Source organism: Candidatus Jordarchaeum sp. (genome assembly GCF_052745115.1).
The window spans coordinates 1-11,270 of sequence record NZ_JBRAKS010000115.1 but is presented as its reverse complement, the minus strand read 5'-3'; the positions used below and the strand labels follow the sequence as shown (position 1 = coordinate 11,270).

The window sequence follows — 11,270 nt, the reverse complement described above, 5'->3', positions numbered from 1 at the left end:
AATTATTCTTTTCGAACTATCCCAACAACCCACATACTTAAGGCGCCTTCTCGAATTGGTCTAAGGAAAAGAATTTATAGTTTTTCTCATGTTAGGGGTTTAAAGATGTTTTAGGATTGCTTTTTTATTACTCTGACGAGTCTACTTGTGGAACCTTTGGAGCCTGCTGAGTCTGTATATTCTAGGGTGACTTTGTATGTATCTGCCCTATTATACGTGTGAATAGCTATGGGGAGGGTGCCGGTGCTTTCGTCTCCGAAATTCCAGTTTAGGTCTAATATGATGCTTTCTGGTGCTGTGAAAACTGTTACATGGAAGATTGCTGGTTTTCCTTCAATTACTGGGTGGGGGGTGACTGTGAATGAGCAAGTTGGTGGGCTTGTTTCTTTTCTTTTGGTTATGAATTTTTTGATATCTTGCAGTTTGCCGTCTGCATCCTTTATTTGTTGAGTGGGGGTCTCATGGATCTTGTCTATGATGTCTATGTGTGCTTTTGCGGTTCTTTCCAGTTGGTCTGGTGTGCATTTGTCCGGTGTATCATATTTTGTGTGGTACCATATTGGTTTTCCGATAAGCATTATGGAGGGAACTCCTGCTGCGATGAATGGTCCTAGGTCGCTTACCGGCAGGGATTTTGCAGACACGTAGGCGGCTGGTAACAAGTTGTGTTTTAGTGTGGCTTCAAGTATGAAGGGTATTAGTACCGGGTTATCTGAAATGAAGAGTCCTCTTTTTTCGTCTAGACCTGTTTCCACGGCGCCTCCGTCTGCTTGATTATACCAGCCTTTAGATCCAAATCCGTCGAGCATAATAAAGGTAGCTATCTTGTCAAACATGTCTTTGTGCATTTTTACAAAATTTGTAACACCTAGAAATGCTACTTCATGTCCTGTCCACCCAGCAAATACCATGGTTTTTTTCCTTTTCTCAAGTGGGACTTGGGCATAGTGTTTCGCTAAGGCAATTAGTCCTGCGTTGGCTCCCGCATTGTCCACTGCACCGGTAAACGTGCTATCGGTATGTGTTCCGATGAGTATGATGTCATCGGTTTTACCTGGTAGTTTTCCAATTACGATGTTGCTTTTTGCTGATTCTGTTTTCACTTCCTCAATAAGTTTAACTGTCAGTTTTTCCTCATTTTTTATGCAAAGGCTCCGCAAATAGTTTCCATCATCATTGTTCACGGAAAGTGCTGGTAGTCTATTCTCCCAACCCTCTATTCCGGCACCTATAAAGATATATGAAACAGCGTCTAGGGGAGATCCGTTAATAATCACTAATCCCAAAGCGCCTTTTTCTTTTGCAAGGTTTAATGATCCAAAAACGGCAAATGTGGGGTAAAAGTTTAGTATCATTCTACTGTCTATTAGCACTATTTTATCCCTGACATCTATTGTTTCAAAATCGGTTGCGGTTCCGTAACCTGCGTAAACCATCTCTGCGGTGATTCCTCCCGGTCTTGTGGAGCCACTAAACCAGATGGGGAAAGTTTCAATATTCTGATCAGAGGGGACGCTTATGGTGTCTTTAGAGATAATTGTTAATTCATGTTTTTCCGCCCACCACCGTGTGAAGTTAAAAGTTTCAAGTTTAACTTCTGGTAACCCTGCTTCCTCTAATTTTTGGTAAATATATTTTTCGGCTTTTTCTGCAGCAGGGGTTCCTGCCCTGCGATAGCCGAATTCACATAACTCCTTCACAATTTTATACAATTCTTGACCAGAAATTCTAGTTTTCAATCCAACCATCTTCTCGTCCTCTTTCAATTTAAAAGTTAAATAGTTTTAGTTATTATAATCTTTTACCCCAACTTGGGGTTCTTAATGGTTTTGCTATTGAATATAAATATTCTTTAAATAGGACTCTTAAATTTATAAAATATAAGATTGAAAGGAAGGTTATTGATAATGTCAAAATTATCAATTATGGATATTGGTAAGAAAATCTCCCAAGCGGGTAGATTGGAATTAAGACCGTTATGTGTATATGGTTCAAACAATTTACCTTTCGGAGCTGTTCCTTTAAAAACGATCAGTAGATGTATTGCTAAGGCTGTATTCACCATGGCGGTACATGAAGAAACTCCTCCCCTCTATATTGGAAGCGACACCTTGGAAGGGTGCTGCCCGGGAGGTGCATTTTGGCTCGGCTTTACAAGTCCTTCCCCTTGGATAAAGTATTTCGTTTCCACGGGCACCAAAGAATTCTCAAACGGAGCCGCCGAATACCTAAAAGCCAGCCCCCAAATCGTTGAAGAAAGCACGAACTCGATAGGCAAAATAAAACCTCTCGGAAAAAATATTGTAATTCAAGCATACACGGAACTTGGCAACCAAGATCCCGGTGTTAAATCATTAATTTGTTTTGGGGTAGGTGAGCAAATAAGAAATTTATGCTCACTGATTTATTTCCGAAGAGTGGACACAAACGCTGTTCTGGCCCCCTTTGGGCCATCTTGCGCTACTTTCATCACCTATCCCGCGGGTATGGCGGAAAAAATTTCCGTAGACTCGGCTTTCCTAGGACCCACAGATCCAACAGGAAATTCCTGGTTTCCCGCAAATTACATGGCTTTAGGCATACCGATACATATAGCTAGGAGCATGAGTGAAGATCTTGAAAAATCTTTTATAGTTAAAAGATCCATAGTTGCTTACCCTGATCGTAGGGAGAAACTTTAGATTCCGTTATACAAGTTAAAAAGGAAATTACAAATGTCTATTGAATAATTTTTTAAAGTTTTTTCACTTGATTTTTTGTAAACATTCTTCTCTGTTTTTTAGGGCTTCTTTTGCTCTTTCTGTTTTACCGTCTTTACGTAGGCTCTCTGCATATTTTTCATAAAGATCCGCTGCTTTCTTGTAACTTTGTTTCATTTTTTCTGTGTTTCCCGCTTCTCCATAGCATTTTCCGGCTCTTTTGAAGTTGTCAGCACTTGTTCTCCAGAAGTCTCTCTCCTCTAAACGTGTTCCCAATTTTTCGAAACAGTCTGCAGCCTTTAGGAAACTCTCTTTAGCTTTTTCGTCTAAGCCGGCATCTTGATAGCAGGTCCCAGCCCATTCGAAATCGTCACCTGCTTCCGCATAATCGTCTTTTTCTAAACTGTGCTCCGCTTTTTGATAAGCTTTATCTGCCTCTTTTTTAAGGCTCACAACAACCACCTTTAAAATTAATATGAGTTGAAAATATTTGAAATTATTTCAATTTCTAAACTATATTCTCGTTTTAAAATGTTCGAGTGAGGGAAATTGTGTTGCGAGTAATAAAAGAATTAGTTTAAATATTTATAGTTGAATTCAAATTTCACTTTAGATTTAGGAATTCTGATAATTTATCGATTTTTTCAATTCCACAAGTATATATTGGAGATTTTATAGGTGAATCAATGTCTACCCTTTCTGTAATGGGTGGTATTGACCTGTATTCCGGGTTGGGTTTCCATTCAGGTCCCTTATCTGTTTTTATTAGGTAGTATGCTGCTCCCCTAGCAGTTTCTATTGGCCCATAAATTGATTGAAACCTGTTTGAGACCCAGTTAGCCATTACCAGTGTTTCTGGTCCCCTATTTATGGTAATGTGTCCGTGTAGGGGAGGTGATACCCATAGCTCTCCTGGACTTGTTTCAGTTGCCGTGAAAACTTCTATTTTGAGAGGGTCTTCCTTATTGCCTTTTTGTGAAACGAATATTGCAGTTCCGTGTAGCACACCGTATATTTCGGGGTACTGATTTGGATGATAGTGTCCTGATGTTTTTCCGTATTCATCACCTAATTGAAAATTTTTCATCACAGTTATATCGAATCTTATGTTATGTTTCTTAATTAAGTTTCTATGTTCTTCAAGAGCAACATCTCTATACATCCAGTAAGCAATATCTTCTCTATTAATTTCTAGGTTTGGATTTCTAGCCACTTTTATGAGGTCGCCCATAGTTCTAATGTTTGGATCTGGAAGCTCGAATTTATCTGAAACTAGTTTCTTTGTTTGTCTATCAAAACTTATGGGCAGTCCAGAAATAGCTATTAAATTAATCAAGTTATTTCTTTTCAGTGAATTTTTCATTGACTGTTCCTCTTTTACCTATTAAAATCCAATTCTAATGGAAGTAATAAGAATGGTGGTTGCGATTTGAGGGTAGGGCTTTAATCTGAAATCAAGGATAGATTTTATTCTGCTTCTTCCTCAACCCATGAGAATTTTCTTTGAAGAGTTTTTGGATAGTACTTTTTCCAATCGTAGTCTACTTTTTGGAACCAGTTGTAATATACTCTGGGATCAATGTAGCTTTTTAGAGAGGTTGTTAGATTATAATTTTTTGTCTTCTTCATAAGTTCGATCTGGGTCTGAACCTCTTTTACCTTTTCTTGGGCTTTCTCGCCTTTCTTTTGCTTTAGTTTTTTGAGGCGTTCAATTTTCTTTTCCAGTGAGCTTTTATAGCTTTTAGACACCTGTTTTTTATGGTTACTGACTATGGCGGCTTCCAGGTTCGCTAATTTGGCGGTGTTTTTCTTAACATATTCTGGATCATTTTTTATGACTTCAGATTTATTCAGATACTGCTTCACTACTTTGGTGGCGTGATATGTTCTAAAAACTTTAGCTGTCAACCCGGGCATAATTTCCTCTAGAAATTGGCTAACGTTACTCGATCTTACTCCTGCAAAAATTGCTGATTTTGCTTGTGACATAAATTCCTCAAGATTTTTAATCACGTTGGGTGGTAGATAGACTTCCTTTTCCCACTTAACAGAATCTTTGCCTAGAAAATTAAATTTGGTTAACCCGTTTTCACCAATTTTAATATGGCTAGGTCTAAGTGTAGTGGCTCCAACAGTGTCAGCCTCATCCTTATCCTTCTCATCTCCCACACGGAGTTTCAATACATCGATTAGATAGCATACGGTGGCAATCTTTCTTCTTTTAAGATCTTTAGAAGTCAGATTTTCCTCTATATGTTTTCTGAGGTCTTCTATCTTGTTCTCAAGCTTTCTGGCCTTGTTAAATTTCTCGATTTCTCTTTCCTGCTTTAAATGTGAAGTATCCGAGACCCATACATGCTTTAATTTTCCCCGCAGTTTGTCTTCCCATTTTGCTATCCACATATAGTCTGGTTCCCACACAATTTCTTTCCAGTTTCCGGGAGGTCTTGGAGCGTCAGGTGAAAGATTTAGAATAACGTCTTCTGGTTTTGGTCCCTTTTTCCATTTTCCCCTCAAGGGATGCTTTCCTCTTCCCATAAAGATACTTGAGGGTTCAGCATTGTAGTTCCCGATTTCTACTCTTTTACCATCGATGATTGCATGACCATACTTCTCTTTATTCTTTTCACGGATTTCCTTACGTTCCGCAGCTAGTTTTTTCTTCTCCTCTTTTGACAGGTTTGCTTTTCGAAGTTTCTCCTCATCTACATACTTTATAATTTCCGAAAAATCGAAGTCTTCTGGAGAAACATTTCCTAGACCTAAGGCTTTACCAAAATCATTAAAGAAATTTTTCACGAAGACCGGATCATTTACGTAATCTGTGTCCCGTTTCTTAACCCAAGCTACAGCCATCTCTTCTTGTTCAGGTTCGAGTTTTATCTTCTTTCCTTTATAAGAGATTGAGAATTCTTTTGCCTCATATTGCGGAAATAGAATACCATTGTGAATTAACTGTTTCACTTATCTACCCGCCCATAAATATTATCTTAAACCGTTTTATAGCCTTAGATTTCATTGAACCAATACACTAAAGTCCTTATATCTCTTATCGAATATTTATAAAAATATATTAACTAGAATATTGCTCAAATTAAGGTAATATTATAAAAAACTGCTGTAAATTGAGTTCTATATGCAAACAATGAGTCTACCTTTTATAATGTTCTGATTTTTATATTCTTTTATGTTAACATTTCCGTGGTGGTTTTGGCGGAGGGCAACGGGTTTAACCCCCTGTTTCGCGGGGGATTCCACAATTAAGCAGGGTTAAGTGCCAAAAAATCCCTTTGAAGGGAGGGGGGAGGAAAAGCGGAAATACACAATTAACAGAAGAGTGAAAAAATCAAAATATAATAAATCATAGACTCATTGTATGCAAACGGTTTTTTAATAAATCATCTATTATTTCTTAAGGAGATTCGATAAAAATGTCTAAAGAAATTTCTTTTTCTGATGCTGAGAGGGATAGATATTCTAGAAATATTGTTCTTGATTATATAGGATTCACCGGCCAGAAGAAACTTAAGGGCTCCAAGGTTTTGGTTGTGGGGGTTGGTGGAATCGGTTGTTACGCAGCTCTTCTCTTTGCCCAGATGGGTGTCGGGACTATACGTCTGGTGGATATGGACATTGTGGAGGTTTCGAATCTTCAGAGACAGGGTCTATACAACATGGAGCTGGTGAATTATCCGAAAGTGGAGGCGGCTAAAATCCAACTCACCAAGTTAAATCCCGAAATAAGCGTAGAAGCTTTGCCCTATTTTCTGGACGAGACCAATGTTATGGAAATTGTAGATGGTGTTGATGTGGTGGTTGATGGACTCGATGCAATTGAGCCGAGATACGTTTTAAATAAGGCTTGTCACAAGTTAAGCATACCTTACATTTTTGGGGCTGCAATTGAAACTTATGGTAATGTTTCCACAATAATTCCAGGGAAAACCGCTTGCCTAGAATGCTTTTATGGAAGTATACGAGATGAAATACTACCGGCATGCGGACAAGTGGGGGTTTTTCCCCCAGTTCCCTCAATAGTCGCTAACATCGAGGTATCAGAAGCCACAAGAATACTATTAGGAAAGACTCCTCAACTGGCGAGAATTTTGCTTTTTATCGACGCCTCTGACCTATCTTTTGATAAAATTCCCCTCCAAAAAGAAGATTTGTGTACTGTTTGCAGACTGAAGCCGGAGGAAATTACTTTTAAACTGAATCGAGAGGGAACTTGCGTGAGGGCGGTTTGTGGCCGGGAGCTTAAAAGCACCTACATAGTCCTGCCAGAAAAAGACCAAGATTTAGATTTTCAATTAATAATTGAAAATATGGATAAATCATACAGTTTAGTATTGAGGTCAGAATTAGGAGTTGCTCTAAAAAAAGAAGCTGGGATAGATGTAAATATCCTAAAATCCGGAGTAGGTATTATTAAAGGAACACGGGGAGATGAGGCAGCTTTTAAAACCTATAAACAACTTATTCAAACATAATTTTTACTTGTGAAAAAAATACTTTTTAACTGGTATATTTATTGTCAATTTTTATTTTATTTATGCTAAAAAGAATTATACCTTTTGTAACAAAAAGTTTAAATTGTAAAAATGATATAAATATGTTATCATAAAAGGGGAAAAAGGGTGTGAGGCAGTATGAAGACACCTTGTGAAGTCTTGTCTAAAATTTATCTTCCCTCAATTCGCGCTATGATAGCAAGAGAACTAATCGAAACCCACAAGTGCACCCAGATGAAAATAGCTGATTGGCTAGGCGTCACACAAGCCGCAATCAGTCAATATCTTTCATCAAAGCGGGCTGACACTGAACGAATACTAAATAATAAACCTATCGTAATTACATATATTAAAGAGATTTCAGAAAAACTTGCGAATGGGGAAAAAGAAAAATTTGACATAACAAAAGAGATATGTAGAATTTGCAATTTGTTAAAATTAAAAGAAGAAGCTATTGAAACACCAAAGCGTTATGCTGTGGCCTAAATAGTATCATCGATAGTAAAATCGAAAGCCAAATTAGCGAAAAACTTCAATCCATCGTTTATAGAAAGGCCGAGAGACAGTGGTGGTCACTAAAAAAATTTACAATTCTCATCGAGCCTTTCTCTCCTTTTTATTACTTTTAGGGAATTCATAGCTGCAATTAGGACACATAATCAGATCACAAGCCTTTGCCATTGGGCACAGCGAGCACTTATCCACATTATCCTCAGTGAATTTGTATCCGCAAAGGGGACACCTATAAACTTCCTTTTCTGACATTGTATCCGACATATTTCAGCACCTTCTAATAAGAAACAAATGAAAATGTTCCTCCCAGTATAACTAAGAGTTTAGACCTTTTAACTCTTTCAAATAATTTCCTTTTATTGAAGTGGATAGAATCAATTTTTAATCTCTCTTTAAAATAAGTTGATTTTTCGATTTATTATGATTGAATCAGTGTTAAGCTTTTTATATTGGAAAATAGGAGCTGATTTATCATGTTATTAATTGATGAGTTTTGATTTAATCTGAGTATATTGGTACATTGCTCCTAGAGCTTTTACAGCCATTTCAATGCTAAAGTAAGCAGGGTAATCGGCGGCTTCAAGAGTACTGTAAATTTTATTAGCTTCCTCATTACTGGGACCATAAATCCAAACTACTACCGGCTTTTCTTTAGCCCCTGCTGTCTCTTTGAGAAGATTAACATAAAGTTCTGGATTAACACCCGGAAAGGCATAAAAGGTAATCAGCATGCAATCAACGTTTTTATCTTCAGAAAAGACCTCTAATGCCGTTTTATAAGGTGCGATGGGATCTTGTATTGCGGGCATTGCGGGGCCAATATCAGAGGGATTACCCACCATCGTCGGATGAATCTCAAATAGCCTCTCATTACTCTCTTGGGATAATTTACCAAGTTCTAATCCCCATTCCACAGCAGTATCGATTGCCATAATCGCAGCGCCACCGGTTATGGTAATTATGCCTAATCTGTTTCCTTTGGGGAGTGGTTGATATCCAAACGCTTTAGCGGTCTGGAATAATTCCAAAAAAGAATCTACCTGAATTAAACCAGCCTGTCTAAACGCCGCTTCGTATATTTTCTGATCCCCGGCAATCGATCCGGTATGAGAAGCTAGAGCTTTTTTACTCTCACTAGTTTTTCCAGGCTTGTATATTAATATGGGCTTCTTTTTTACAACTCTTTTTGCAACTCTAATAAATCGCAACCCATCTCTTATATCCTCGATATGTATTGCAATTACCTTAGTTTCAGAGTCATCTTCAAGATACTCCAGCAGATCTGTTTCATTAACGTCGCACTTGTTGCTGAAGTCACAGATTTTGCTGATACCATAATGTAGCTCCTCAAAGGGAAATGCTTGAGCACCGATAATTCCGGTCTGAGCAGCGAGTGCTACATGTCCTTTCCTGATACTCTTGTATCCTAGAGGATAGGGTGTTGTTATTAAGCCAGAGTAAGGGTTAACGACACCGATTGTGTTAGGGCCCAGTAATCTAATCCCTCTCTTTTTAGAAATATCCACTATTTCTTGTTGAAGCCTTGCCCCTTCCTGATCTCTCTCCGCAAAACCATCAGCCACAATGACCGCTCCTTCTACGCCTTTCTCCGCACAGTCCTTAACTATTCTAGGGACTGCTTTGGAGGAGGTAATTATTATTGCCAAATCCACTTTGTCGGGAATTTCTTTAACACTTGGATAGACCTTAATTCCATTAACCTCTGGATAGGAAGGATTTACTAAATAGACTTTCCCATTGTACCCTAAATTTTTCAAATTTTCAAGTATGACGAGGCCTCCAAACCAAACACTCTTCACAGCCCCAATTATCGCCACACTTCTAGGTTCAAAGAAGGTAGTTAAATCACTTCTATTGGTTAAAATTTTTGACCGATTCTTAACAAAGTTCTCGTTATTATTTGATTCATCCGTCTTCATGTTTCTAACCAATTTTAAAACTTCCTGATTTTCAGCTACTCTGATTGAATAATTAAATTAATGAGTGACACCAATAACTATTAAGGTTAATAAAAAAATGATTGTAAATTGAAGAATTTATGAATAAATTTTATATTTTTCACAAAAGTTATTCGTAGTGAAATATAAGCCTTTTTATAAAAAAATAGACAACACCTCAAGATTTTTAGAATAAAATGTTAATTTGAGCTGTTAGATATGAAAAATGGTTTTGATATTTTGGTCTATTCTGATGGGGGTTCTAGGGGAAATCCTGGTCCTTCCGCTATTGGTTTTCTAATATGTGACGGTAAGGGTAATGTCTTATTCAGTTATGGAGAATATGTAGGAATTTGCACCAATAATCAAGCTGAGTATTTGGCTTTGAATAAAGCTCTAGGGCATGCTCATAGATACTCTCGTGGCAAAATACGCTGCTTTCTTGACAGCGAGCTAGTTGTAAAGCAACTTAATGGTGAGTATAAAGTTCTAAACAAAAGCCTAATGAATTTATTTTTAAAAGTGAAAAGTCTAGAGAAAAAATTTCAAGAGGTTAAATATTCATATGTTCCAAGAAACACCAGTAAGCTCTCACTGGCTGATGCGCTTGTAAATAAAACTTTGAATTCGAAAGTAAAATAAAAAATTTGGTAATTCTTTTTTCAGGAATTTTATTCTACAATTTGTTGCGGATTTGGGAAAATGAATTACTAAAATATAATATTAAGGGTCTGAACTCCTCTTTTTTTGTCGATTTTTAAACATTTTTTTCCGATTTCTGCAATATCTATGACTTGATTAAGCAGAAACCTTTATAGAATAAAAAAATAGTAAAACTGGATAGATACAGTCTAATACAAATACATTAGAAAAGGAATGAGGAAAATGACCTTAATAGAAAAAATTCAAAGCAAAATAAAAGATAACCATGTATCCGCAAGTGAAAAGAATTCAAAATTACTTTTTAAATGGGAGGAAGTCGTCACAGTTGAGAGTTTAAAGGAAAAGTGGCAGGAATATATCGACGAGGTAAAAGCAGAAATTGAAGAATTATCAATTTCCAGGGCTCACGTTCTTGCTGAGGGCTATAAACTCTATGAGCAAGATTCGGAAAAAATTCTAAATAGACTAGAAACTCTAATCAAACAAAGAAAACTGAAATGTGAACGAGAACCAGATCGACTAATAATGCGCTTCGAAGAAGAATACGACAAGAAAAGATTAGAAAAACTAGGAGATAAAGAATTAGAAAAAACAGTTGAAGAGGCTACTAATACTCTACAAGGAAAATCAAAAGACGTCTGGCGTGCTCTAGGAAGAGTAATTTTCCGGGAAATTTCTGAAGATTAACACCTTTTTTCCTTATTATACTAAAAGACTGCAGAATTTTCCAATACAATATATCGCTCTTTTATTGTTCAGCATTAATTATTCAAATTTTATAATTTTTAGATAAATCTCTTACCAATTAACCACAACCATTTTTATTAACAAATTCTATACGCTTCTAAAACATCAAATCTTCTACAAACACAACTTCAGTATTTGAAAATGAAATAGGTTATTAAAACTGGTTTTGGCTGGTGAGC

11 protein-coding genes are annotated in these 11,270 nt (G+C 37.0%); 5 read left to right on the top strand and 6 right to left on the bottom strand.

Annotated features, from left to right (window positions below; all coding sequences use genetic code 11):
- Positions 1-110: 110 nt before the first annotated feature.
- Entirely contained in the window at positions 111-1,748 is a 1,638-nt protein-coding gene (locus ACUVXA_RS09830) for a M28 family peptidase (RefSeq protein WP_445871083.1), read from the bottom strand.
- Positions 1,749-1,907: 159 nt separating this feature from the next.
- Between ACUVXA_RS09830 and ACUVXA_RS09825 the strand changes: the two genes are divergently transcribed.
- On the top strand, positions 1,908-2,681 hold the full coding sequence (locus tag ACUVXA_RS09825) for a DUF169 domain-containing protein (RefSeq protein ID WP_445871082.1): 774 nt from the start codon (positions 1,908-1,910) through the stop codon (positions 2,679-2,681).
- Between the two features lie 63 nt (positions 2,682-2,744).
- Here the strand turns inward: ACUVXA_RS09825 and ACUVXA_RS09820 are convergent, their stop codons facing one another.
- The 3 genes from ACUVXA_RS09820 to ACUVXA_RS09810 all read right to left on the bottom strand — a co-directional run bounded on the left by ACUVXA_RS09820 (position 2,745) and on the right by ACUVXA_RS09810 (position 5,663).
- Positions 2,745-3,152, bottom strand: a complete 408-nt coding sequence (locus ACUVXA_RS09820) for a hypothetical protein (protein ID WP_445871081.1) — start codon at positions 3,150-3,152, stop codon at positions 2,745-2,747.
- A 151-nt stretch (positions 3,153-3,303) separates the two neighbouring features.
- Entirely contained in the window at positions 3,304-4,062 is a 759-nt protein-coding gene (locus ACUVXA_RS09815; protein ID WP_445871080.1) for a glucose-6-phosphate isomerase family protein, read from the bottom strand.
- A 104-nt stretch (positions 4,063-4,166) separates the two neighbouring features.
- Positions 4,167-5,663 (bottom strand): DNA topoisomerase I, encoded by a 1,497-nt coding sequence (locus ACUVXA_RS09810; RefSeq protein ID WP_445871079.1) that lies wholly within the window; start codon positions 5,661-5,663, stop codon positions 4,167-4,169.
- Between the two features lie 467 nt (positions 5,664-6,130).
- On the opposite strand from ACUVXA_RS09810, the gene ACUVXA_RS09805 reads away from it, so the two are divergent.
- Positions 6,131-7,189: a HesA/MoeB/ThiF family protein gene (locus ACUVXA_RS09805; protein ID WP_445871078.1), complete on the top strand. Its 1,059-nt coding sequence runs from the start codon at positions 6,131-6,133 to the stop codon at positions 7,187-7,189.
- 159 nt (positions 7,190-7,348) lie between these two features.
- Positions 7,349-7,696: a transcriptional regulator gene (locus tag ACUVXA_RS09800; RefSeq protein WP_445871077.1), complete on the top strand. Its 348-nt coding sequence runs from the start codon at positions 7,349-7,351 to the stop codon at positions 7,694-7,696.
- 108 nt (positions 7,697-7,804) lie between these two features.
- Here ACUVXA_RS09800 and ACUVXA_RS09795 read toward each other — a convergent pair whose 3' ends face one another.
- On the bottom strand, positions 7,805-7,987 hold the full coding sequence (locus ACUVXA_RS09795; RefSeq protein ID WP_445871076.1) for a hypothetical protein: 183 nt from the start codon (positions 7,985-7,987) through the stop codon (positions 7,805-7,807).
- Between the two features lie 215 nt (positions 7,988-8,202).
- Positions 8,203-9,675 carry an acetate--CoA ligase family protein gene (locus ACUVXA_RS09790; protein ID WP_445871075.1) on the bottom strand — a complete coding sequence of 491 codons (1,473 nt, stop codon included), beginning with the start codon at positions 9,673-9,675 and terminating at the stop codon, positions 8,203-8,205.
- A 225-nt stretch (positions 9,676-9,900) separates the two neighbouring features.
- Between ACUVXA_RS09790 and ACUVXA_RS09785 the strand changes: the two genes are divergently transcribed.
- Together ACUVXA_RS09785 and ACUVXA_RS09780 are read left to right on the top strand one after the other, a co-directional pair.
- Positions 9,901-10,323, top strand: a complete 423-nt coding sequence (locus tag ACUVXA_RS09785) for a ribonuclease HI family protein (RefSeq protein WP_445871074.1) — start codon at positions 9,901-9,903, stop codon at positions 10,321-10,323.
- A gap of 243 nt (positions 10,324-10,566) precedes the next feature.
- Positions 10,567-11,031, top strand: coding sequence for a hypothetical protein (locus tag ACUVXA_RS09780; protein ID WP_445871073.1), 465 nt, complete (start codon positions 10,567-10,569; stop codon positions 11,029-11,031).
- The last annotated feature ends 239 nt before the right edge of the window (positions 11,032-11,270 follow it).

Excerpts from the sequence above, each read along its gene's own strand:
- ACUVXA_RS09830 (WP_445871083.1), bottom strand. The coding sequence starts at position 1,748 with ATGGTTGGATTGAAAACTAGAATTTCTGGTCAAGAATTGTATAAAATT.
- ACUVXA_RS09825 (WP_445871082.1), top strand. The coding sequence starts at position 1,908 with ATGTCAAAATTATCAATTATGGATATTGGTAAGAAAATCTCCCAAGCG.
- ACUVXA_RS09815 (WP_445871080.1), bottom strand. The coding sequence starts at position 4,062 with ATGAAAAATTCACTGAAAAGAAATAACTTGATTAATTTAATAGCTATT.
- ACUVXA_RS09805 (WP_445871078.1), top strand. The coding sequence starts at position 6,131 with ATGTCTAAAGAAATTTCTTTTTCTGATGCTGAGAGGGATAGATATTCT.
- ACUVXA_RS09800 (WP_445871077.1), top strand. The coding sequence starts at position 7,349 with ATGAAGACACCTTGTGAAGTCTTGTCTAAAATTTATCTTCCCTCAATT.
- ACUVXA_RS09795 (WP_445871076.1), bottom strand. The coding sequence starts at position 7,987 with ATGTCGGATACAATGTCAGAAAAGGAAGTTTATAGGTGTCCCCTTTGC.
- ACUVXA_RS09785 (WP_445871074.1), top strand. The coding sequence starts at position 9,901 with ATGAAAAATGGTTTTGATATTTTGGTCTATTCTGATGGGGGTTCTAGG.
- ACUVXA_RS09780 (WP_445871073.1), top strand. The coding sequence starts at position 10,567 with ATGACCTTAATAGAAAAAATTCAAAGCAAAATAAAAGATAACCATGTA.